Source organism: Hymenobacter sp., from assembly GCF_036388155.1.
Lineage (GTDB): Bacteria > Bacteroidota > Bacteroidia > Cytophagales > Hymenobacteraceae > Hymenobacter.
This window is the reverse complement of sequence record NZ_DASVSI010000077.1, coordinates 39,034-62,874: the sequence shown is the minus strand read 5'-3', so window position 1 is coordinate 62,874 and position 23,841 is coordinate 39,034. Positions and strand designations below refer to the sequence as shown.

Annotated in this window: 20 protein-coding genes; 17 read left to right on the top strand and 3 right to left on the bottom strand. The window is 60.5% G+C overall.

Going from position 1 to position 23,841, the window contains the following annotated elements:
• The first annotated feature begins 9 nt into the window (after positions 1-9).
• The 5 genes from VF629_RS11255 to VF629_RS11235 all read left to right on the top strand — a co-directional run bounded on the left by VF629_RS11255 (position 10) and on the right by VF629_RS11235 (position 4,482).
• Complete coding sequence (locus VF629_RS11255; RefSeq protein ID WP_331058577.1) at positions 10-852, top strand: phytoene/squalene synthase family protein; 843 nt, start codon at positions 10-12, stop codon at positions 850-852.
• Between the two features lie 240 nt (positions 853-1,092).
• A complete protein-coding gene (locus VF629_RS11250) occupies positions 1,093-1,563 on the top strand; it encodes a hypothetical protein (protein WP_331058576.1) in 471 nt (156 codons plus the stop codon).
• Between the two features lie 44 nt (positions 1,564-1,607).
• Entirely contained in the window at positions 1,608-2,792 is a 1,185-nt protein-coding gene (locus VF629_RS11245) for a carboxypeptidase-like regulatory domain-containing protein (protein WP_331058575.1), read from the top strand.
• Positions 2,793-2,867: 75 nt separating this feature from the next.
• Positions 2,868-3,719, top strand: a complete 852-nt coding sequence (locus VF629_RS11240; protein ID WP_331058574.1) for a 4-hydroxy-3-methylbut-2-enyl diphosphate reductase — start codon at positions 2,868-2,870, stop codon at positions 3,717-3,719.
• Positions 3,720-3,744: 25 nt separating this feature from the next.
• On the top strand, positions 3,745-4,482 hold the full coding sequence (locus VF629_RS11235; protein ID WP_331058573.1) for a fatty acid desaturase: 738 nt from the start codon (positions 3,745-3,747) through the stop codon (positions 4,480-4,482).
• Positions 4,483-4,682: 200 nt separating this feature from the next.
• On the opposite strand, the gene VF629_RS11230 is transcribed toward VF629_RS11235, so the two are convergent.
• The 3 genes from VF629_RS11230 to VF629_RS11220 all read right to left on the bottom strand — a co-directional run bounded on the left by VF629_RS11230 (position 4,683) and on the right by VF629_RS11220 (position 8,053).
• The gene (locus VF629_RS11230) at positions 4,683-5,045 is read right to left on the bottom strand and encodes a heavy-metal-associated domain-containing protein (protein WP_331058572.1); all 363 of its coding nucleotides are present in this window, start codon (positions 5,043-5,045) and stop codon (positions 4,683-4,685) included.
• Positions 5,046-5,121: 76 nt separating this feature from the next.
• Complete coding sequence (locus VF629_RS11225; protein ID WP_331058571.1) at positions 5,122-7,521, bottom strand: TonB-dependent receptor; 2,400 nt, start codon at positions 7,519-7,521, stop codon at positions 5,122-5,124.
• Between the two features lie 91 nt (positions 7,522-7,612).
• The gene (locus VF629_RS11220; protein WP_331058570.1) at positions 7,613-8,053 is read right to left on the bottom strand and encodes an HYC_CC_PP family protein; all 441 of its coding nucleotides are present in this window, start codon (positions 8,051-8,053) and stop codon (positions 7,613-7,615) included.
• A gap of 316 nt (positions 8,054-8,369) precedes the next feature.
• Here VF629_RS11220 and mraZ point away from each other — a divergent pair, with 316 nt between their 5' ends.
• The 12 genes from mraZ (at position 8,370) to ftsA (ending at position 23,744) form a co-directional block, all read left to right on the top strand.
• The gene (gene mraZ / locus VF629_RS11215; RefSeq protein ID WP_331058569.1) at positions 8,370-8,843 is read left to right on the top strand and encodes a division/cell wall cluster transcriptional repressor MraZ; all 474 of its coding nucleotides are present in this window, start codon (positions 8,370-8,372) and stop codon (positions 8,841-8,843) included.
• Positions 8,840-9,766 carry a 16S rRNA (cytosine(1402)-N(4))-methyltransferase RsmH gene (gene rsmH, locus VF629_RS11210; RefSeq protein ID WP_331058568.1) on the top strand — a complete coding sequence of 309 codons (927 nt, stop codon included), beginning with the start codon at positions 8,840-8,842 and terminating at the stop codon, positions 9,764-9,766. Before mraZ ends, rsmH begins: the two co-directional genes overlap by 4 nt.
• 115 nt (positions 9,767-9,881) lie before the next feature.
• On the top strand, positions 9,882-10,823 hold the full coding sequence (locus tag VF629_RS11205; protein WP_331058567.1) for an FtsL-like putative cell division protein: 942 nt from the start codon (positions 9,882-9,884) through the stop codon (positions 10,821-10,823).
• Positions 10,820-13,285: a penicillin-binding transpeptidase domain-containing protein gene (locus VF629_RS11200; protein ID WP_331058566.1), complete on the top strand. Its 2,466-nt coding sequence runs from the start codon at positions 10,820-10,822 to the stop codon at positions 13,283-13,285. Before VF629_RS11205 ends, VF629_RS11200 begins: the two co-directional genes overlap by 4 nt.
• A gap of 50 nt (positions 13,286-13,335) precedes the next feature.
• Entirely contained in the window at positions 13,336-14,808 is a 1,473-nt protein-coding gene (locus VF629_RS11195; protein ID WP_331058565.1) for a UDP-N-acetylmuramoyl-L-alanyl-D-glutamate--2,6-diaminopimelate ligase, read from the top strand.
• Between the two features lie 141 nt (positions 14,809-14,949).
• Positions 14,950-16,170, top strand: coding sequence for a phospho-N-acetylmuramoyl-pentapeptide-transferase (mraY, locus tag VF629_RS11190; RefSeq protein WP_331058564.1), 1,221 nt, complete (start codon positions 14,950-14,952; stop codon positions 16,168-16,170).
• Positions 16,171-16,173: 3 nt separating this feature from the next.
• Complete coding sequence (murD, locus tag VF629_RS11185) at positions 16,174-17,553, top strand: UDP-N-acetylmuramoyl-L-alanine--D-glutamate ligase (RefSeq protein WP_331058563.1); 1,380 nt, start codon at positions 16,174-16,176, stop codon at positions 17,551-17,553.
• 72 nt (positions 17,554-17,625) lie between these two features.
• Positions 17,626-18,807, top strand: a complete 1,182-nt coding sequence (locus tag VF629_RS11180; RefSeq protein ID WP_331058562.1) for an FtsW/RodA/SpoVE family cell cycle protein — start codon at positions 17,626-17,628, stop codon at positions 18,805-18,807.
• 95 nt (positions 18,808-18,902) lie between these two features.
• Positions 18,903-19,997, top strand: a complete 1,095-nt coding sequence (murG, locus tag VF629_RS11175; RefSeq protein ID WP_331058561.1) for an undecaprenyldiphospho-muramoylpentapeptide beta-N-acetylglucosaminyltransferase — start codon at positions 18,903-18,905, stop codon at positions 19,995-19,997.
• A gap of 36 nt (positions 19,998-20,033) precedes the next feature.
• On the top strand, positions 20,034-21,431 hold the full coding sequence (murC, locus tag VF629_RS11170; RefSeq protein WP_331058560.1) for a UDP-N-acetylmuramate--L-alanine ligase: 1,398 nt from the start codon (positions 20,034-20,036) through the stop codon (positions 21,429-21,431).
• Between the two features lie 60 nt (positions 21,432-21,491).
• Positions 21,492-22,250: a hypothetical protein gene (locus VF629_RS11165; protein WP_331058559.1), complete on the top strand. Its 759-nt coding sequence runs from the start codon at positions 21,492-21,494 to the stop codon at positions 22,248-22,250.
• A gap of 84 nt (positions 22,251-22,334) precedes the next feature.
• Positions 22,335-23,744: a cell division protein FtsA gene (ftsA, locus tag VF629_RS11160; RefSeq protein ID WP_331058558.1), complete on the top strand. Its 1,410-nt coding sequence runs from the start codon at positions 22,335-22,337 to the stop codon at positions 23,742-23,744.
• Positions 23,745-23,841: the final 97 nt, after the last annotated feature.

Below are 23,841 nucleotides of genomic sequence, written 5' to 3'. Positions count from 1 at the left end.
TTCAGCAAAGTGGACCACGTTAAACTATTCACCGATACCAGCCTGGCGTGCAGCAAGCTCATCACGGGGCGCTACAGCACCTCGTTTACGCTCGGCATTCGCACGCTCGACGAAAAGCTGCACCTGCCCGTGTACGCTGTGTATGGTTTCGTGCGCTGGGCCGATGAAATAGTTGACACCTTCCACGACCACGACAAAGCCGCCCTGCTGGCCGATTTCCGGCGCCAGACGTACGAGGCCCTGGACACCGGCCTGAGCTTCAACCCCGTGCTGCAGGCCTTCCAGCACGTGGTGCGGCAGTACGGCATCGACCGCGAGTTCATTGAGGCGTTTTTGCACAGCATGGCGCTCGACTTGGAAGACCAGAACTACCACCCCGGCCTCTACAACGAGTACATCTACGGCTCGGCTGAAGTGGTGGGGCTGATGTGCCTGCGCATCTTTTGTGCCGGCGACGAGGCCCTGTTTGAGCGCCTGCGCGAACCGGCGCGGCGGCTGGGCGCGGCGTTCCAGAAGGTGAATTTCCTGCGCGACATCCGGTCGGACTACGAGGAGCGGGGGCGCGTGTATTTTCCCGGCGTGGTGTACCAGCGCTTCAACGACGCGACCAAGAGCGAGATTGAAACCGACATCAAAGCGGATTTTGAGGCCGCTTACGAGGGCATACAGCAGCTGCCGCGCTCGGCGAAGCTGGGCGTGTACCTGGCGTATGTGTATTACCTGAAGCTGTTTTATAAAATAAGAAAGCTGCCCGCGGCCCGCATTTTGGGCGAGCGGGTGCGGGTGCCCGACAATACCAAAATTCTATTGTTGCTGGGTTCTTATTTCCGGTACCGGCTGTCGCGCATTTGAGGCATTTTGAGCACGGGATTTGCAAAAAGAGAAACATCTTGTTTCCCTGCCCGTAATTTTGCCGATATGAAAATTCTCAGCGCGCTATTTGTATTTGGCATCGTGCACAGCGGTTCCTTTTCAGAAACCGCCACTTTACTCCACTCAAGCGGGTGGGAGGCAAGCGGTTCTAGCCGCATGGGAAACGCTGCGGTTGCGGCTCCCCCTGGCCTTCCCGCCGCCACTTTCTCCGTTAGCAACGTGCCGTCCCCGTACCCACCCGCCGTCCTCCGCCGCCACTACGAGCAAGCCGCCGCCGACAAGGCCGCCGGCGAAAAATTCTACAAGCTCCTGGCCGACTACAAGGACCGCGACGCGCTGGTGCTGGGCTACAAGGGCGCGGCCGAGGCCATTCGGGCCCGCGACGCCTCGATGTTCAACAAGCTGACCTACGTGCAGGACGCCGCCCGCACCTTCGAGCAGGCCGTGAGCCTTGACCCTCAGAACCCCGAAATCCGCTTTCTGCGCTTCTCGGTGGAAAGCAACTTGCCCGCCTTCCTCGGCCTAAGCAAGCACGTGGACGAGGACAAGGAAATGCTCCTGAATGCGGCGCTCAACCACCCCAAATCGGGCCTCGACCCCGAAGCTTTCCGCACGGTGCGCCACTTTTTGGTGAACCGCGGGCACGTGAGCGAGGAGCAAGCCCAGCGCCTCAACAAGGTAGCGGAGTAGCAGCCCCGGTGCGAGAATCGTGTAGAGAACCCTACATTCGCTGCATGGCTCGCTATCTTTTTCTCGCTCTTCTATTGTTGCTAACATCTGCTTCCTCGGGCCAAATCATGGTTTCGGGTCGGCTGGTTGATGAACAGCAACGGGCCGTGCCCTATGCCAGCGTGAGCACTGCGGACGGGACCACCGGCACCGCCAGCAACGAAGTAGGAGAGTTTAGCCTGAAGCTGTCCGCGCTGCCCCAGCCACTCACCGTGCTTAGCATCGGATACGAGCGGGTTGTGATTACGGCCACGCAAGCCGGTGCCTTGCCCGCCCCGGTGGTGCTAAAAGCCAGTACGGTGCAGCTGCCCGAAGTGACGGTGCGGGCCAACGCCGCCGAAGAGCTGGTGCAGCGCTGCTATGCCAAGCTGCTGCGCCACCAGGGCGACGTGCAGTACGGCCGGGGCTTTTACCGCCAGAAAACTCAGGAAGACGGCCGCTACCGGGAGTTATTCGACGCGTTTTATGACCTCAAAATTACTCCGCGCAACATGCCCAGCTGGGTGCTAGGAGAGGCCCGATACGCCCTCACGCCCGGCGTGATGACGATGAACAATTTTTCGGTGTATACCCGCTTGATGCCGCTTTTTGTCAGTAACGACCCCGCCATTAAAACGGGCATTCCTTTCGGACCCAATGCCGTGGAGCGGTTTTGGTTTGTGTGGCGCCAGACGCAGCGCTCGCCGGGCCGCGAGCTAGCCGTGATTGAATATGCACCGCGAGCGGCGACCGATAAGCTCGCGGCCCAGGGTACGCTCTACATCGACGTGCGCACAGCAGCGTTGTTCCGCTCGGAAAAGGAAATGCCTTCGGAGAGCCTGTTCCATGGCAGCGGAGCGGTACAGGTGGCGGTAAGCTCGCTGCGCATCGTCACGGACTATGCCGCCCAGAACGATTCACTGACTCGCGTGGCCGCCACTCAGGCCGTGACAAAATTGCGCCTGCTGGTAAAGGGGGTGATGCACGAATCCATCACGTCTTCTTATTTCTTTGTGTATGAATATGGCCCGCCCACATCCGGCCAGAAATACCCTGACACCGAAGCTTCGGTGGTTGACTTGGCTGCCATCAAGAAACGGCGGTATCACCCGGAATTCTGGCGCAACAATGCAGTGGTCAAAGACAGCCCGGTGGAGGAGCAGGTCATCAAAGACTTCGAAGGAAAAAAAGTGTTCGGGAAACTGAATTAAGCGCCACTTGCGTATTTTCGAGAGGCCGGCCTGCATTTCGCAACCTTGCGGCCGGGTTGCCGGTTACCTTGGCCTATGCCTCAACTGTCGCTCAGCGTCCGAATCGACCCCAACTCAGGCTTTTGCTTCGGCGTGATTTACGCCATCCAAATGGCCGAAGACCTGCTTGATGAACAAGGCTACCTGTATTGCCTGGGCGATATTGTGCACAACGACGAGGAGGTGCAGCGCTTGGAAGCTCGGGGCCTGCGCATCATTTGCCACGACCAGCTGGCCGCCCTGCGCAACGAGGCCGTGCTCATCCGGGCCCACGGCGAGCCGCCGGCTACGTATCAGCTGGCCATGGAAAACAACCTGACGCTGATTGACGCCAGCTGTCCGGTGGTGCTCAAACTGCAAAACCGCATCAAAACCAGCTACGACAAACAGGAGAAAATCTTCATTTACGGCAAGCACGGCCACGCCGAAGTGCTCGGCCTGCTGGGCCAGACCAGCGGCAAGGCCGTGGTGTTTGAGAACCTGACCGAGCTGCTTAGCCACGAGCTGCCCGAGAACATTACGCTCTACAGCCAGACCACCAAGAGCACCAACAGCTTCTACAACATCAAGAACGAGCTGGAGGGACGCGGCTACCAGGTGAACGCCAACGACACCATTTGCCGGCAGGTGAGCAACCGCGACAAAGACCTGCGCCGCTTCGCCGCTCAGTTTGACCAGATTGTGTTCGTGTCCGGCACCAAAAGCTCCAACGGCAAGGTGCTGTACCAAGTGTGTTTGGAAACCAATCCGCAGACGCACTTCATCTCGAACGTGGGTGAAATCGATTCCAGCTGGTTTCGGCCGGGGCAGTCGGTGGGCATTTGCGGCGCCACCAGCACCCCCATGTGGCTGATGGAGCAAGTGCGGGACAGGCTGCTGGATTTATAAACGGGGCCCTTTGCATCGTTCATTCATGACCACTGCCACCCACACGTCTGCCGTTGAAGCCACCCGCCGGGTGGCCCCCGCGCCGCTCGGGATAAAAGGCGTGGCCGTGGCGGTGGCCGTGTTCGCGTGTTGGGCCAGCCTGCTTGCTTTCCTGCTGGCCTTCTACGAGCCGAATTGGCGCAGCCCAGTGCCGTACTTGCTGCTACTGCTGCAAACGCACCTCTACACGGGCCTCTTCATTACGGCCCACGACGCCATGCACGGGCTGGTGAGCGCCAACAAGCGCGTGAACAACACCATTGGCACCATTGCCGCCGGGTTGTTCGCCTACAATTGGTTTCCGGGCCAGCTGCCCAAGCATCACGCCCACCACCGCCACGTGGGCACGCAGGACGACCCCGACTTTCACGACGGCCGCCACCCGGGCTTCCTGCCCTGGTTTCTGCGTTTCGCCTGGAACTACGTGACGTGGTGGCAAGTCCTGCTCATGGCCGTGACCTACAACGTACTGAAGCTGTACTTCCCGCAGGCCAACGTCATTGCTTTTTGGATGATACCCGCCGTGCTGGCCACGTTTCAGCTGTTCTTTTTTGGGACCTACCTGCCGCACCGGGGCGAGCACGCCCCCGATAACCACCACAAGTCGCGCAGCCAGTTCCGGCACCACTTGTGGGCCTTCGTAAGCTGCTACTTCTTCGGCTATCATTACGAGCACCACGACCAGCCCTACCTCCCGTGGTGGCGGCTGTGGCAAACGAAATAAGGACCGCAGATTTAACGGATTGTAGCGGATTAAAACGGATTTTTTGTGGTTCCGCGCAAGCCGATATTTTAGTCCTAAACAAAAGAGGCGCCTGCATTGGGCGCCTCTTTTTTGTGCTGACGAATAAGCCGCGCAAACACTACTCACGCGGAACCACAGAAAATCTGTTTTAATCCGCTAAAATCCGTTCAATCTGCGGTCTAGTGCACGGCGTTGGTTTTTTTGCAGCAGTCGGGCAGGCGGCTGTAGGCGCGGGCGTCGGCCGTGAGGTTGTCGGCGTCGTAGCCGGTTTTTTGCACGGCCGTGCGCAGGGCGTCCGGGGTGGTTTTGTCGGAGCGGTAGGTCACGGTCAGCACTTGGCTGGGAACGTCGAGGACGGCACTCTGCACGCCTTTTTCGTAGGCCAGGCTCTTCTCAAGTCGGGCTTTGCACATGTCGCACACCGCCGACGTTTTGAATTGGGCCGTGGTGGCGCCGGGCGTTTTCGCGGGGGCCGTTTGGGCCTGCGCACTGGTCGCGAGGCCCAGCAATGTGAACAGCGGAAGGGCAAAGAGAACTTTCATGGGGAGGGTTATGACTAACAGATGATAAACGGAACAACAAAATTGCTGCCGAAATAAGTCGGCAGCAGCACCTGGTCTATTCGATGCGGAAGCGCAAGCCGGCGTACATCAATCGGCCGTACACCGGGCCCCACACCATGGCCGCATCGAAAGCCGGTCCAAACGGGTTGGCGGCTCCTTCAATCGGGTTGGGTTGGCGGTAATTCGTGAGGTTTTCAACGCCAACATACAATTCCGTGCGCTTGAATGCGCGCGTCACTTGCGCGTTGAGCGAGGCATAGCGAGGCGCAACCTTGGGCGTGTATTCCTGGCCGGTTACGTGGGCGTGGGTGCTGGCGATGTGCGCCAGGGGCCTTTGCCCAAACCATTGCACGGTGAGGTCGCCCCGCCATTTGTCGAAGGCACTGGCGTAGCCCAGGTTGAGAAAGGCGCGGTGAGCAGGGGTGAGCGGCTTGGGCAAAAGCGTGCCGTCGTAGGTGGTGCGCACATCGAGGTACTTGTAGGCGCCTTTCACTTGCAGCCCTTTAGCGGGCTCTACCTGCAGCTCGGCCTGCAAGCTGCGGGAAAAGGAGCGGCCCTTGGGCGCCAGGTTGTCGATGAGGATGTACTGCGGGGCCGTGTACATGTCTGCCACCACCTGGTTGTCAAATTCGGTGTGGTAGTAGTCCACAACCAACGTGGCGGGCCGGCCCAGTGCGGTGAAGTACTGGGTGGCGCTTCCCCCGAGGTTCCAGGCCCGCTCGGGGGCCAGGTTGGGCGAGATGATGAACTGGCGGGCACTTGCCAGCACGGCTGCGTTGTCGGCTATGGGGTTGGCTACGCGGAAGCCGCGGCCGGCGGCGGCGCGCAGCACCGTGTTTTTGGCGGCGTCGTACTTCAGGTTGAGGCGCGGCGTTACTTGCCAGCCGTACAGGTTGTGGCGGTCTGCGCGCAAGCCCACCACGGCGGTCAGGTTGCGGCTGTTTTGGTAGGTGTATTCGGCAAAGGCGCCGGGCACCAACTCGAGGCGGTTACGGTGTTCGCGGGCGTAAGCTTCCGCCGCGGTTTCGATGGAATAGGTGCGCCCGTCGCTCAGCCGCTCCGCGTAATTGTCGTAGAAAAAGCTCAGCCCCGCGCGGTAGACGTGCGCCGTGTTGCCGATGACGCTCTGGAAGAGCAGCGTGGCCAAGCCGGTGCGCTGGGTGCCGGCATACAGCCGGGAAGTGCGGTTGCCGACAAGGTAGGGTGGCAGGCCGGAGTCGTGGTCGACGTGGTAAGTTTGGTAGCCGTAGGAATACCGCGAAGTGAAGTCGTGGTCGGTGCCGCTCAGCAGCAAGCCTAAGCTTTGGAACGGGCGGGTGGGCCAGGTATACGACGTTTTGGCGTAGCCGGTGTAGCGGGTGGTGGCCTGGGTGGTGCCGTACTGCTCAACGTAGGCCGCGTCGCCAGTGTCCCGGAAACCTACCTGGCCGCCCTGGCGGGTTTCGCGCAGGGCGCCAATGCCCACTTCGCTCACCAAGCCCTTGCCCGACAAGTATTTCCACTTGTTGAAGGCGTTGAACTGGGTTGCCAGCGGCAGGTCCAGAAACCCGTCCTTGTTGCGGTCCACGCGCTGGCCCAGGTGGTCGGTGTGCAGCAGCAGCACGGTGCTCCATTTGGGGCTGAGGCGCGCCGACGTGTTCAGGTTGACATCGAATTTGCCGAGGTCGTTGCCGTAAATGTTGAACAGCAACTGGTCCGTCTTCTCCGGTTCCTTCAGCTTCACGTTCACCTGGCCCGAAATGGCCTCGTAACCGTTCACCACCGAGCCCGTGCCTTTGATGATTTCGATGTTCTCAATCCAGGGCCCGGCCAGGTAGCCCAGGCGGTAGGGGGCCGACAGGCCGCGCAAGGCCGGCTGGTTGTCCACGGTCAGCAGCGAGTAGCTGCCGTCGAGGCCCAGCAGCTGAATCTGCTTGGCGCCGGACACTGCGTCCGAGGTCGTGACTTCCACCGAGGCATTGGTCTCAAAGCTTTCGGCCAGGTTGCAGCAAGCCGATTTGGTCAGGTCGCGCGCCGAAATCACCTGCACGTTGGCCGGTGTAATGGCGGAATACGCCGGGCCGCGGGCCGTTACGGTCACCTCGCCCAACTCCTGGCCGGCGCGCAAGGCTACCCGCAAGTAGGGGGCGCCGGTGGTGGGCACCGCCAGGGTGTCGGCTTGGTAGCCCAAGGCCTGCACCACCAGCCGCGAGGCGGCCTGGCCCGGACGAACCAACGCAAAGTTTCCTTTTTCGTCGGTAATTGCCGTGAGGGTCGGTGCGGCCGCGTCGGGCGCATCCAGTAGCCAGCGCACCACGGCGCCGGGCAGGGGAGAGGTTTTGCCCGCCTCGGTGACTTCGCCCCGTACCGGCGCGATTGCCGCCGACTGCGCCGCTGCCCAGCCAGGCCACAGCCCAGCCAGCAGTAGCCCGGCCGAAAAGAGAATTGGCGGAAAACTTCCGCTGTAAGGTTTCATATAGTCTGTAAGATAAGCGTTTCTAAAAATGTTGCCGCCTAAGGGCAATGCCGGACGTGCAAAAACACCGCAGTCCGGCTTTCAGAAGCACTTACACCACCAGCGTACAGACAAAGGCCAGTAGTTCACGTCCGGCCAGCGGCGGCGGAGACGAGTCGGCCGCCAACCACCGCGGGCCAACCCCAGGCAATGCTACCGTGACCGATTGCGGGGGCCATTGCATTTCAGGCATCCGGGCCACCAAAACCGGCACCGGTACCAGCACCTTGGCGGCGAGCTCGTGAGCCGGCGCCGAAAGCTTGTGGAGGTGGCTGGTGGTGTCGCAGCAGTTGTCTTCGACTGCGGTGTTGGCCGTCGCTGCTTGGCTGTTGCAGCCCTGCGGCAGTGCCCGTCCGGGCACCGTAACGTTCACCTTGCTGCGCCCACTCATTCGGCAAGTATGCCGCTGCACCGTGAGGCCCACCGAGGCGGTGAGCACCACCACCGCCAGCAGCAAGCTGACGAAGCGACGGAACAGGGAATAGCGAGGCATAGCGCCTGCAAAGGTACGGCTAGTGCGGGAAAGGATGTGGGTCAAAATTGGGATTGAAACGTGCTAAATCCTGCCCAAAAGCCTTCCGAGAAGTTCCTCTCTGGGGGCTGAGTTGCACACTGCCACTTTGGCAAACATCGTGTACAATCACACCTTTCGTTGGAGGCCGGCGCTACGGAGTTCTCGAAAAAACGCCTTAGCGAGCGCATGGAAGCGTTTTGGGGATTGTGGTAGGAAATGGTAAATTGTGGTTGATTTCTCAGAGGCTTCCCGTACATTTGCCCATGCCGCTCCATTTTACCCGGCGGACTTGCCCATGAATCTTCTGTCCGGCGAATACGAATGCAAGCTTGACCCCAAAGGGCGGCTTGTGTTGCCGGCCAAAGTGAAGGGCAACTTGCCGGAGCAGTCGGGTAACCAACTGGTGCTGGTGCGCGGCTTCGAGCCTTGCCTGGTGCTCTACCCCCGGGCGGCGTGGCGCGTCATTCACGAGAAAGTGATGGCGCTCGACGAATTCAACGAGGAGTACCGTCAGTTTCAGCGCAATTTTTTCCGGGGCATGACGGAAGTAGAGCTCGATACAATCAATCGTTTCATGCTACCTCGCAGCATGTTGCGTTACGCGGGCATTGAGAAAGAGGCAATCATCGTGGGCTTGGGCAACCGCTGCGAAATCTGGGACCCGGCCCGCTACGATGAGTTCCTCATCAAAGACCAGCAGAGCTTCAGCAAACTGGCGCAGAAATTTCTGTCGGTTGACACCCCCACCGCAAGCGTCCCCACGGCATGAGCGAATACAGCAACGATAGCGCCTACCATCGCCCGGTGATGCTGGCCCAGTGCCTGGCTGCGCTCGACCTGAAGCCCGAGGGCCGCTACGTCGACGTCACCTTTGGCGGCGGGGGGCATTCGGCCCGCATCCTGGAAAAGCTGACCACCGGACACCTCTACAGCTTCGACCAAGATTCGGACGCTGAAGCCGAAGCCAAAAAGCTGGCACGGCCACAGTTTACATTTGTAAAGGCTAACTTTCGGGATTTAACCGCTGAACTACAGGCACTTGATGCCTTGCCCGTGGACGGCCTGCTGGCCGATTTGGGGGTTAGCTCCCATCAGTTCGACACCCCCGAGCGCGGGTTCTCAACGCGCTTTGACGGGCCGCTGGACATGCGCATGGACCCTGACGGGCCACTCACGGCCGCCGACATTCTGAATGACTACAGGGAGGCCGACTTGCACCGCATTTTCGGCATGTACGGCGAAGTGACCAATGCCCGCACCTTGGCCAGCACCGTGGGCGCCGCGCGGCGGGGCCGCCGCCTCGAAACCATTGCCGAACTCAAGCAAGCCATTCAGCCCTGCACTCCCCGGGGCAAGGAAAACAAGTACCTCGCTCAGGTCTTTCAGGCCCTGCGCATCGAGGTGAACCAGGAAATGCAGGCGCTGCAGGAGATGCTGCAACAAACGGCCGAGGTGCTGCGGCCGGGCGGGCGCTTGGTGGTGATGAGCTACCACTCGCTGGAGGACCGGCTGGTGAAAAATTTTATTGCCAAGGGCAAGTTTTTTGGGGCGGTCGAAAAAGACTTCTTTGGCAATGAAAGCAAGCCTTTTGAGGCCGTGAACCGCAAGCCCGAAGAAGCTGACCCCGCAGAAGTGGCGCTGAATAGCCGGGCTCGAAGTGCTAAATTGCGGGTTGCGATTCGAAACGAATGAGCACCCCAATGCGCGGCACAAGTCGAAAAACACCCCGGCCTGCTGCGATGCTCTCCGTTTCCACTCGCTTCATTCGCTCCCGATTCGTGTAAAAAGTACTCTCGAAACTCATCCCGTGGCCACCAACACGCTCAGACCTTCCGATAGCCCGCGCCGGGCCAACGTGCCCCGCGAAGTTGCCGCGCCGGCCGCGCCCGAGGTGCTGCCCGAGCCCGTGGTGGCCGTGGCCCCCGAGCCCGAGCCCGAACCTGAACCAGAGCCCACCCCGGCTCCGGCCCCCAAACGGCCGCGCAAGCCCGCCGCCCCGCCGCGGCCGCGGAGCTCGTGGAGCTTGTTCTCGCTGCTCGACCGGATGACGAGCGTGGACGGCCTGTTCCGGGAGGGCTTGCCGGTCCGCTACCTCCCGCACCTGCTGTTTGTGATGGCGCTTACACTGCTCTACATCGGCAATACGCACTATGGCAACCGAATGAACCGCAGCATCCAGCGCCTTAAGCAGGAAACCGAAGACCTGCGCGCCGACTACACCACGCTGAAGTCGGATTACATGGAAGCCAGCAAGCAGAGCGAGGTGGCGCGCAAAGTGGCCGCCTTTGGCTTGGTAGAAAGCTCGTCGCCGCCGTTCCGCATCACCGTGCCCGCCGGCCACCTCGACGCAGCGGAACTGGAGCTGATGCCCGTGCTCACGGCCGATACGCTAGCCGCCCGCGCCGCCCGGGATTCGGCCGCTGCCCAGCACGCCGAAGTGCTGGCCGAGCGCAACCGTGCCCCTGTGGCTGAGGGCGAAGAGGTAAGCGGGCCGGAAATCATCGCCCCGCCCCAACCGCTGGACGGCGACACCGTGGCGGCAATGGCCCCGCCGGCTAGCCGCGAGCTCGGTAGGCGCACTTCTTCGCCCAAGCGGACGTCACCACCGGCCTCCAAAGCAAAGAGTAATTCGCCAAAAAGCACCCGGGCCGCAAATAAGCCCGACAGCAAGCGCAAGGTACAAAAAGGTACAAGTTCGTCTAAAACTAAAAGGGCGGACAAGCAAGATGTTAGAACACGGACACGATGAAAGGCAACGTTAAGAAGTCCATAGTCACGCGGGTGCGGCTGGCCTTTCTAGGGGTAGCCGTTTTCTCGTGCGCCATCTTTTGGAAAGCCACCAAAATTCAGGTGCAAGAAGGCAGTAAGTGGCGAGCGCTGGAACAGGAGCGCCGCATTAGCTACCAGCCGGTGCCGGCCACGCGGGGCAACATTTACTCCGACAACGAAAGCATCATGGCCACTTCGCTGCCCTTTTACCGGGTGGCCTGGGACCCGGGCGTGGTGGACGATGCCATTTTCAACAAGGGCATCGATTCCTTGGCCTGGCACTTGGCGCATTTCTTCCAGGACCGGAGCGTGCAAGAGTACCGTCGCCGGTTGAAGAATGCGCATTCCTCCAAAGTGCGCTACATCCGCTTGAACTCTCGCCAAATTAACTTCCAGGAGAAAAAGCTGATGGCCACCTGGCCCGTATTCCGCGAAAGACGCAACCGAGGCGGTGCCATTTTCGAGAAAGTGGACAAGCGGTTCCGGCCTTTTGGCGGTTTGGCGCAGCGCACCATTGGCTTCGTGAACGAGGACAAACACGGCGCGGGTTTGGAGTACACCTTCGAGCAAAGCCTGGCCGGTAAGCCGGGGGAGGCGCTTTTTGAGCGGGTGCCGGGCGGTGTTAAGCCCGTGTACGATGGCACCGAAATCAAGCCCCAGCCGGGCTACGACGTGAAGACCACACTCGACATCAACCTGCAGGACGTGGCCGAAAACGCACTGTACAAGTCATTGGTCGATAACAACGCCCAGTATGGCTGCGTGATTCTGATGGAGGTGGCGACCGGCGAAATCAAGGCGGTAGCCAACCTGGGCAAGGCATCGGACGATACCTATAAGGAAGACTACAACTACGCCTTTGCCGACCAGGGCCGCACCGAGCCAGGCTCCACGTTCAAGCTGGCGTCGATGATGGCCTTGTTTGAGGCACGGCCCGAAATTGAACTGAGCGACATCGTGGACACCGGCAACGGCCGCATGTACGTGGGCGGCGCCGTGAAGTCGGACTCGCACGGGTACGGGCGCATCAGCGTGCAGCAGGTGTTCGAGAAGTCCAGCAACATTGGCGTGGCCAAACTGGTGGACAAATACTTCGCCGGCAACCCGACCGAATACACCGACTACCTGAAAAAGTTTGGGCTGCACAAACCCCTGGGCTTCCAGATGGCAGGCGAGGCATTGCCTTACGTGAAAGACCCCGCCGACCGTAGCTGGAGCCGCACTTCGCTCACCACCATGAGCATTGGCTACGAGCTGAAGCTGGCACCGCTGCAGACACTGGCCTTGTACAACGCCATTGCCAACGGCGGGGTGAAGGTGCAGCCGCTCATTGTGAAGGAAATCAAGCAGGCCGACCAGGTACTGCAGCGCAATGAAACCAAGGTGCTGAACCCCAAAATCTGCTCCGACGCCACGCTGGCGAAGGTGAAGTCGATGATGGAGGGCGTGGTGACCGAAGGCACAGCCCGCAGCATCCGGCCCAAAGACTACAGCATTGCCGGCAAAACCGGCACGGCCTGGAAGTTCAAGAACGGCCAATACACCAAGACGTATTCCACCAGCTTCTGCGGCTACTTTCCGGCCGACAAGCCCAAGTACAGCTGCATTGTGGTGGTGGACTCGCCGCGCAACGGCCGCATTTACGGGGCCGACGTGGCCGCGCCGGTGTTCCGGGAAGTGGCCGACAAGTGCATGGCCCGCGACCTGCTGAGCCAGCGCCCATTGCTGGCCAAGGCCCGCCTGAACAAGAGCCGCGTGCCCATGGTGCGGGCTGGCATGCAAGACGAGTTGGCGCTGGTGTGCCAGAAGCTGGGCCTAGCTGGACAAACGCAGGCTACAGGCGGCGAAGAGTGGGTACGGGCGGCCTCGGACACGGCCTTCCACGCCCGTACGGTGGCCTTGGTGGTGAACCCGGTGCGGGTGGGCTACGTGCCCCAGGTAAAGGGCCTGACCCTGCGCGATGCCCTGTTCCTGCTGGAAAACCGGGGGCTGCACGTGCGGGCCATCGGCACCGGCCGGGTTAAAGAACAGTCGTTGGCCGTGGGCTCGCGCATCAAGCGCGGCGACGTAATCACGCTGTCGCTGGCAGAAACAGCGCCGCGCGTAACTGCGCCCGTGGCCTTGCCGGAGCCCGAGCACACCGACCTCGCCGAAAACAAGCTTCTGACCCCAGCCGACCCGGAACCGCTAGCCAAGAAGCTTATGGCCAAGCCTTTTGCCGCTTCGGCCAAAGCGAAAGTGAATTCTTCTGCTTCCCACTCAGATGCCCCAGCGGCTACCAAGAGCAAATCCAGCAAGCCGGCTGCCCAGTCCGCAACGGCCAAGGAGAAGACTTCAGATGCCGACAAGTCCGCGTCGAAGGCCAAAACGGGCTCCGGTAAGACTTCGCCCAAGGATGCCAAAAAACCAACTTCGACCAAACCAGCGGTTCGCCGCGCTTAAAGCTTTACGTCAGATTTTGTGGCTTGCTGCCGAAGCCTGACCAATACCCAATGATTTCTCTGCCGCTCTTTTCTTTGCTTACCGACGTGACCGTCCTCGCCCAGCACGGTCCTGCTGACGTGGCCATTACCGGCCTTACGCTCGACTCGCGCGAGGCGGCGCCGGGCGTGGCTTTTTGCGCGCTGCGCGGCACGGCTACTGATGGCCATAAGTTCATTGAAGACGCGGTAGGGAAGGGGCTGGCGGCCGTGATTTGCGAAGAGCTGCCCGCCGAGCTGAATCCGGCCACGGCCTACGTGGTGGTGAAAGACAGCGCCGAGGCCCTGGGCCACATTGCCGCGGCTTTCCACGGCCACCCCTCGCGGCAAATGCGCCTCATTGGCGTGACGGGCACCAACGGCAAAACCACTTGCGCCTCCCTGCTCCACAAGCTGCTGCGCGAGCTGGGCTACCACGCCGGCCTGCTCAGCACGGTACAAAATCAGATTGACGAGGAAGTCATCCCGAGCACCCACACCACCCCCGACGCCATCCGGCTGAATGCGCTGCTGGCCCGCATGGTGGCCGCCGGCTGCACCCACGCCTGCATGGAAGTGAGCAGCCACGCCGTGGCCCAGCACCGCATCACGGGCCTGCGCTTTGCTGGCGGGGTGTTCACCAACCTCACCCACGACCACCTCGACTACCACGGCACCTTCGACAACTACCTGAAGGCCAAAAAAGCCTTCTTCGACGCGCTGCCCAAAACCGCTTTCGCCCTCACCAACGCCGACGACAAGCGCGGCCCGGTGATGCTGCAAAACACCGCCGCCCGCCGCGAGACCTACTCCCTGCGCGGGGCGGCCAGCTTTCGGGCCAAGCTGGTGGCCAACGAGGTGCACGGCCTGCACCTGGAAATTGACGGCCGCGAAATCCTCTTCCGCCTCATCGGGGTGTTCAATGCCTACAACCTGCTGGCCGTGTACGGTGCCGCGGTGCTGCTGGGCGAAGACCCCACCGAGGTGCTCACCATCTTGTCGGGCCTGACCACGGCGCCCGGCCGCTTCGAGCCGGTGGTATCGGCTAAGCAGGCCGTGACGGGCATCATCGACTACGCCCACACGCCCGACGCGCTGGAGAACGTGCTGCAAACCCTGCACGAAATCCGGCAGCCCAGCCAGCAAATCATCACGGTGGTGGGCTGCGGCGGCAACCGCGACGCGGCCAAGCGGCCCATCATGGCCAACCTAGCGGCGCGCCTGTCCAACAAGGTCATTCTGACTTCCGACAACCCCCGTTTCGAGGAGCCCGCCGATATTCTGGCCCAAATGGAAGCCGGAGTAACGGCTCCCGACTCGGCCAAAGTTCGCACCGTGGTCGACCGGCGCGAGGCCATCAAAGCCGCCGTGGAGCTGGCCGGTGCCAACGACATCGTGCTGATAGCCGGCAAAGGCCACGAAAATTATCAGGAGATTCGCGGCGTGAAAGCGCCATTTGACGACAAACTGATTTTAACCGAATTTTTCCAACAATTGAATAAGTAAGAACCGCCGCAAAAGAACGTCCTGTCGAGCGCCGCCGAGACATCTCGCTCGGGACAGTAATCAATTGAGCAGTGGTGGCACGCAAGATGTCTCGGCGCTCGACATGACGTTCTGCTGAAACAGGCTTCTTCCTAAGACCGAATGCTTTTTTACCTCTTCCGTTACCTGCACGACCATTTTGACCTGCCCGGCACGGGGGTGTTCCAGTACACCACGTTTCGCGCCGGCTTGGCCGTAGTCATTTCGCTGCTCATTGCCCAAACATTTGGGCACCGCCTCATCCGCCTGTTGCAAAAGAAGCAAGTAGGCGAAAGCATCCGCGACCTGGGTTTGCAGGGCCAGAATGAGAAGAAGGGCACCCCCACCATGGGTGGCCTCATCATCATCCTAGCCATTCTGGTGCCGGTCATTCTGCTGTGCCGGCTGCGCAACATCTACATCATCCTTATGATATTGAGCACCGTGTGGTTGGGGCTGATTGGTTTCTTGGACGACTACATCAAGGTATTTCGCAAGAACAAAGAGGGGTTGAGCGGCCGGTTCAAGGTGCTGGGCCAGGTTGGGTTGGGCATCACCGTGGGCTGGGTGCTTTTCTACAGCAATGAGATTACCATCCGGGAATACCTGCTACCCAATGGGCAATACTCGGCCATCGAGGCCACCAAGGTTTTCAAGGACGTGCACTTGATGATTACCACCGTGCCGTTCATGAAAAACAACGAGCTGAACTACGGTGACTTATTTGCCACTGCTGGTACGTTTTTCAACGGCCTCTACGGCCTGCTCTACATTCCCATCGTCATCTTCCTGATTACGGCCGTGAGCAACGGCGCCAATATCACCGATGGCCTCGACGGACTGGCGGCCGGTACTTCGGCCATCATCGGCATCACGCTGGCCATTTTCGCTTTCGTCAGCGGTAACGCCTTGTTGGCCGATTACCTGGACGTCATGTTCATTCCCGACTCCGGCGAGCTGGTTATTTTCTGTACAGCCTTCGTGGGTGCTTGCATTGGCTTCTTGTGGTACAACAGCTACCCGGCGCAGGTATTCATGGGCGACACCGGCTCCCTGGCCCTGGGCGGCATCATTGCCGTGCTGGCGCTCATTGTGCGCAAGGAGCTGCTTATCCCCATCCTGTGCGGTGTGTTTCTGGTTGAAAATTTGTCGGTTATGGTGCAGGTGGGCTATTTCAAGTACACTCGCAAGAAGTACGGCGAAGGGCGGCGCCTACTGCGCATGTCGCCGCTGCACCACCACTACCAAAAGCTGGGCTACCACGAGTCTAAAATTGTGTCACGCTTTTGGATTGTCGGCATCATGCTGGCCGTCATTACTTTGGTTACGTTGAAACTGCGATAACCCATGAAAATAGTTATCCTCGGAGCAGCCGAAAGCGGCGTGGGCGCGGCCCTGTTGGCACAGGCCAAAGGCCACAGTGTGTTTGTGTCGGACCGCGGCACCATTCAGGCCGATTACAAGCAGCAGCTCACGCAAGCGGGCATCGAGTTCGAAGAAAACCAGCATACCCTGGAGCGCATCCTGGCGGCTGAAGAAGTCATCAAAAGCCCCGGCATCCCGGAAAAGGCGCCCGTCATCAAAGCGCTGCGCGAGAAGCATATTCCCATCATCTCGGAGATTGAGTTTGCGGGCCGCTACACCAAAGCCAAGTGCATTTGCATCACCGGTACCAACGGCAAAACCACCACCACGCTGCTTACTTACCACCTACTGAAAAGCGCAGGCCTGAGCGTTGGACTGGCCGGCAACGTGGGCTTTAGCCTAGCCGAGCAGGTGATTGCCGACGAGCACGACTACTACGTGGTGGAGCTGAGCAGCTTCCAGCTCGACGACATGCACGCGTTTCGGCCCTGGGTTGCCGTGCTGCTCAACATCACCCCCGACCACCTCGACCGCTACGACTACTCACTCGAGAAGTACGCGCAGTCCAAGCTGCGCATCACGCGCAATCTGGACAGCAACTGCACCTTTATCTACAACGCCGACGACGAGGTGATTGGCCGGTACTTTCTTTCGGCGTTTCTGGAAACCCGGCAGCTGCCTTTCAGCCTGCATCATCGGCGCGACGTGTACCTGGCCGGCTACTACACCAGCGAGCACACGCTGTGCACCAACCTGGCGCCGGGCCTCGACGAAACCGGGGTGGAACTGAGCACTGCCGCCTCACCGCTCATCGGCCAGCACAACCGCCAAAACACGCTGGCCGCCGTCCTTGCCGCCCGCGTGGCCGGCCTTAGCCCCGAGCAGATTGAAACGGCGCTGGCCACGTTCCAGAACGCCGACCACCGCCTGCAACTGGTGGGTGAAATCAACGGCGCCCGCTACATCAACGACAGCAAGGCCACCAACGTGGAGGCCGCTTGGTACGCCCTCGACGGCATCCACCAGCCCATCGTCTGGATTGCCGGCGGCACCGACAAGGGCAACGACTACACCAGCCTGCTCAACCTGGCTGAAAGCCGCGTGAAGGCCCTCATCTGCCTGGGCGTGGACAATACCAAGCTGCTCGACGCCTTCGGTGGCGTGGTGCCCTACATCGAAGAAACGCAAAGCATGACTGACGCTGTGGCCCGCGCCGCTGCCCTCGCCGAGCCTGGCGATGTGGTGCTGCTCTCGCCCTGCTGCGCCAGCTTCGACTTATTCAAAAACTACGAAGACCGGGGCCGGCGATTTGCCGCGGCGGTTTCAGACTTGGTTAATGAGGGTAGGAGGGCAGGAGGGTAGGAGTTTGCTGCTTTTGCCTCACCCATTTTTTACCTCTTGCCCTCTCACCCTCCCACCCTCATACCCTACGCAATGGAAACCCCAAAAAACTGGCTGCAGCGCAACCTCAAAGGCGACCCCATTTTGTGGGCCATTGTGCTGCTGTTTTCCTTCATCAGCATTGCGGTGGTGTACTCGGCCACGGGCACGCTGGCTTATAAGAAAATGGACGGCAACACCGAACATTTTCTCATCAAACACACCGGCCTGATTCTGGTGGGGCTGCTGTTTATGTGGTTGGCGCACCGCATCGACTACCGCTACTATTCGCGCCTGGCGCTGTACGCGCTGCTGATTTCGGTGCCGCTGCTGCTGTTTACTTACCTGATGGGTTCCAACATCAACGAGGCCTCGCGCTGGCTCACCATCCCGGTGATAAACCAAACCTTTCAGCCCTCGGATTTGGCCAAGCTGGCCCTGATTTCGCACCTAGCCAGCATGCTCAGCCGCCGCCAGCAACACCTCGGCGACTTCTGGACCACGCTGTTTCCGGTAATGCTGTGGGTCGGCATCATTTGCGGGCTCATCATCCTCAGCAACGCCTCCACGGCGCTGCTGTTGTTCGCCACTTGCCTGCTGCTCATGTTCATCGGGCGCGTTCCGTTGCGCCAAATGGCCGTGATGATTGCCATTGGGGTGGTGGTGGGCGGGGCCGGCCTGGCCACCGGCCAGCGCGGCAAAACGGTGATGTCGCGCATTGAGAACTTCAGCAACCCCAACAAGAAAGTCCCCTTCCAGCTCGAGCACAGCTACATTGCCATTGCCACGGGCGGCATTGCCGGCAAAGGACCCGGCAAAAGCACGGAGCGCAACATCCTGCCCCACCCGTATTCCGACTTCATTTTTGCCATCATCATCGAAGAGTACGGCCTGATTGGCGGGGCCACGGTGCTGTTTCTCTACCTCGCTTTCCTCTACCGCGGCCTCAAAACAGTGATGAATAGCTACGGCGCCTTCGGGGGCCTATTGTCGGCCGGCCTGAGCTTTAGTCTGGTGCTGCAGGCGCTGGTGAATATGGGCGTGGCCGTGGGCCTGGGCCCCATCACCGGCCTGCCGCTGCCGCTGCTGAGCATGGGCGGCACCTCGCTTATTTTCACTGGCATCAGCATCGGCATCATTCTGGCCGTCAGCCGCGGCGAGCGGGAAGTACGCCCCATGACCGGCGAGCCCGACGACACGGCCCGCATCCCTAGCCAGCGCCCGGCGTATGCGTGAGGGCTGTTGTCAGTTGTTCGTTGTCAGTTGTCAGGTTGTTCTGAAAACTGACGCCAGCACCTGACGACTGACAACGAACAACTGACAACGAACCCATGAGAATCATCATCAGCGGCGGCGGCACCGGCGGGCACATTTTCCCGGCCGTGGCCATTGCCAATGAAATCCGACGCCGGCTGCCCGACACCGAAATCCTGTTTGTCGGTGCCAACGGCCGTATGGAAATGACCCGCGTGCCCGACGCCGGCTACAAAATTGTGGGCCTCGACATTAGCGGCCTGCAGCGCCGCCTGACGCCGCAAAACCTCATGTTCCCGGTGCGCGTGTTTCGGTCGGTGCGCAAGGCCGGCAAGCTGATTGAGGAATTTCGGCCCGATGCCGTAGTGGGTGTGGGGGGCTATGCCTCGGCGCCGGTATTGCTGGCCGCCACGTCGCGCGCCATCCCGTCGCTCATTCAGGAGCAAAATTCCTACGCCGGGTTGGTAAACAAGCTTTTGGCCCGCCGGGTAAACCGCATTTGTGTAGCCTACGACGGCATGAGCAAGTTCTTTCCCGCCGACAAGCTCGTGGTAACGGGCAACCCCGTGCGCACCGAAATTGCCAGCGGCACCCGGGCCGAAGCCCTCCAGTTCTTTGGCCTGGACCCCGACAAAAAAACGGTGTTGGTAGTAGGGGGGAGCCTAGGCGCGCGCACCCTCAACCTCGCTACTGCGGCGGCACTGGCACGCTTGCGCGAGGCCGGCGTGCAACTGCTCTGGCAAACCGGCAAGCTGTATTTCCCCGAAGCCCAAAAGTTGGCGGCTCCTCACCAAGCGGCCAATTTGCATGCCTTAGAATTCATTCAACGAATGGACTTGGCGTACGCCGCGGCCGATGTGGTCATCAGCCGGGCCGGTGCCTTGTCGGTGTCCGAACTGTGCCTCACGGGCAAAGCCTGCATCCTCGTGCCCTCGCCGAACGTGGCCGAAGACCACCAAACCAAAAACGCCCTGGCGCTGGTCAGCCGCGGTGCCGCGGTGCTCATCACCGACGAGCACGCCTCCGCCCGCCTCTACGACGAAGCCCTGCGCCTGTTAGCCGACCCCGAGCGGCAGCAGCAGCTCAGCAGCCGGGTGCGCGAACTGGCCAAGCCCAACGCCACCACCGCCATTGTGGACGAACTGCTGCAATTGATTTCCCGCAAATCGTAGCCTGAGTGCCTAATCCACTGTTAATTAGTAATTGAATTGAAGCAGTTTCCTTACGTTTTCTTTTTGGGGATAGGCGGCATCGGCATGTCGGCCCTGGCGCGCTGGTTCCAAGCCAACGGCCACCACGTAAGCGGCTACGACAAAACCGAGACGCCCCTCACCCAGGCCCTAGCCGCCGAAGGCATTGCCGTGCACTATGCCGATGCCGTCGAGAACATCCCGGCGGAAGTCCTGGAAAACCGTGCCCAGTGCCTCGTCGTGCTCACCCCCGCCATCCCGGCCGACAGCGTGGAGTGGGAGTGGCTGCGCACCCAAGGCTACGACATCCGCAAGCGCAGCCAAGTGCTGGGTGTGCTCACTCAAGGCCGTTACACCATTGCCGTGGCCGGTACGCACGGCAAAACCACCACCAGCAGCATGGTGGCGCACCTGTTGCACCACGCAGGGCTCGACGTAGGCGCTTTTCTCGGCGGTATTGCCGTAAACCTGGGAAGCAACTTGCTACTGCCCGCCACGTCCGAGGCCCCCATTGTGGTGGAAGCCGATGAGTACGACCGCAGCTTCCTAACCTTATTTCCCGACGTGGCCATCGTCACCAGCACCGACGCCGACCACCTTGACATCTACGGCGACCAAAGCGCCCTCATCGAGTCCTTTTGTCAATTCGTGGGGCAAATCAAGCCGGGCGGCGCGCTGCTGCTCAACCATACCGCCGACCCGCGCGTGGCGGCGGCCGCGCCCGTGGGCACCCGCATCATTCGCTACGGCCTCACCGCCGAGCAAGGCCCGGAACTGTTTGCGGCCAACGTTTCGGCCGAGGGCCATCAGTTTCACTTCGATTTGCGCAGCCCGCAGGAGACCGTCACGGACCTGGAATTGGCCGTGCCGGGCTACCACAACGTGGAAAACATGCTGGCGGCCGCCGCAGTGGCCCAAATTCAGGGCGTCGGCCCAGAACAATTACGTGCGGCCGTAGCCGCTTACCGTGGCGTCAGGCGGCGGTTTGAATTCGTGGTTACGACCCGAAAAAACGTCTATTTGGACGATTATGCCCATCATCCACGCGAAATTGAGGCTTTTCTGCGTTCCGTGCGGGCACTGTATCCCGGCAAGCGTTTGCGCGTCATCTTTCAGCCCCACCTTTTCACCCGCACCCGGGATTTCGCGGAAGGCTTTTCGAAAAGCTTAAGCATTGCAGATGAGGTGTTTTTGTTGGATATTTACCCTGCTCGTGAAAAACCTCTTCCCGGCATAACCTCGGCCGTACTACTGGCCAACATCACTGCCCCAATCAAAGCAATTGTGACCAAACAACAAGCATTGGACGCGGCCCGAACCGACGAGCATTTCGACGTGCTGGCTACGGTAGGAGCGGGGGACATTGACACCCTGGTGCCCCAATTGAAATTGATTTTGACGGAACGATGGAAGTAGCCATTTCACTCCATCTGGTCTTCCCCCATCCAATCAGTCACCCCTTTACCATTTCAATCCTTGGAGCGCACCGTTAGAAATGTACTTGTTGCCGTGGCCTGCCTGCTGGTGCTGGGCGGGCTGGGCTTTTTTGCGGCGCTGCGCCAAGCCAGCCGCCCCGTGGGCGAAGTCACGGTTTCCATCGCCAACGAGTTTGACAACTACTTCATCAGCGAGCGCGGCGTGACGGCCTTGCTCACCAAGGGCGGCAAAGAACCCGTGGTGGGCACCGTGCCCGAGGGCCCCCGCCTGCGCCAACTCGAAGCCCGCCTGAAAGCCCACCCCTTCGTGCGCGAGGCCCAGGTGTACCGCGACCTGGCCGGCAACCTGCACGCCGACGTGCGCCAAAACCGGCCCATTGCCCGCCTCACCCACACCGACACCCGCCTCGATACCTACGTGGACGCCGAGGGCCGCACCCTGCCCCTCTCACCCCTGTTTACGGCCCGTGTGGCCACGGTAGCACGGCCCAGTGGCGCTAGCTTGCCAACTGGATTTTTCCAAGATAGCACCGGGCGGCGCTACCTGGAGTTTCTGCGCTACGTAGACGAGCACGAATTCTGGAAAGCCCAGGTTTCGGAGGTGTTTATCGAGCCGGGCGGCAAGCTCTCGTTCACGCAACAGGTAGGAGACCAGCGCATAGAATTCGGGCTGCCGGAAAATATTTCGGAGAAATTTGCCAAGCTTATGGTATTTTACCGGCAAATTCCGTCAGTTTTGGGGTGGGACACCTACCACCGCGTAAACGTAGAATACCAGAATCAGATTATCTGCGAATAGTAATTCGCTGAAACATAGGCCGTAAAGCCACCTACACTTCATTCCCAACCCACCGCATCTTCACCGCTCGCCAGCACCGCTCCTATGCATCAAGATAAAATCGTCGTCGGGCTCGACATCGGCACCACAAAAATTTGCGCCCTGGTGGGCCGTAAAAACGAGTTCGGCAAACTCGAAATCCTGGGCATGGGCAAAGCCGTGTCCGAGGGGGTTTCGCGGGGCATAGTGCTCAACATTGACAAGACCGTAGACGCCATCAAACGGGCCATTCGGCAGGCCGAAGAACAGTCCGGAATTAGCATTGGGGTGGTAAACGTGGGCATTGCCGGGCAGCACATCAAGAGCCTGCAGCACAACGGCAGCATCACCCGCAATTCGCACGATACCATCGGCCCGGACGACGTGGCCCGCCTCACGCAGGACATGTACCGCCTCGTGACCCAGCCCGGCTCGCAAATCATCCACGTGATGCCGCAGGACTACAAAGTGGACTACGAGGAAGGCATCGCCGACCCCGTGGGCTACGAAGGCGTGCGCCTGGAAGGCAACTTCCACATCATCACGGCCCAGAGCACGGCCATCAACAACATCAACAAGTGCGTAACCAAAGCCGGGCTGGAAATTGCCGACCTGATTTTGGAGCCGCTGGCCAGTTCCATGTCCATCCTCTCCGAAGAGGAGAAGGAGGCCGGCGTGGCCCTGATTGACATTGGCGGTGGCACCACGGACTTGGCCGTGTTCAAGGACGGCATCATCCGCCACGCGGCGGTGCTGCCTTTCGGCGGCAACATCATCACGCAAGACATCAAAGCCGGCTGCAACGTTGCCCCCGGCCAAGCCGAGCAGTTGAAAGTGAAGTTCGGTAAGGCCATTGCCCAGGAAGCTTCCGACTACGAAATCGTGAGCATCCCCGGCCTGCCCAACCGTCCGCCCAAGGAGGTGTCGCTAAAAAACCTGGCGTACATCATTGAGGCCCGCATGTCGGAAATCATGGAGCTGGTGTACGCCGAAATCTACCGCATGGGCCTGCACGACAAGCTGTCGGCCGGCATCGTGCTCACTGGTGGCGGCTCGCAGCTTCAGAATTTGGAGCAGCTCACCGAGTACATCACCGGTTTAGATACCCGCATTGGTTACCCCAACCAGCACCTCGGCAAGAGCCGCATCGAAGCCGTAAAGTCGCCGATGTATGCCACTACCGTGGGTTTGGTGCTGTCGGGCTACCACTCGTTGGACGAGCGCAACCTGTCGCGTGCACCCTACGAGCAGGAAGAACTGCCCGCCGCACCGGCTTACTACGCCGCTCCGCAGCCGGCACCCGCCGCTCCGGCTCCGGTCGAGACGCGCGCCGTGGCCCCCGCTCCGGCGCCCGTTGCCCCCGCACCACAACCGGCCAAGCCAAAGGAACCCGGCGCGGCTAGCCGTTTCTTCAAAGACATCATCACCCGAACCAAAGGGCTGCTGATTGACGATTACGACGATAAATCTTATTAATTAATACATACAGTTGACGGTTGATTGCTGCTAAAGAGAACGGTGAGTTAGTGACTTACTATTCGATATGCAGCAATCAACTATTAGCCATCAACGT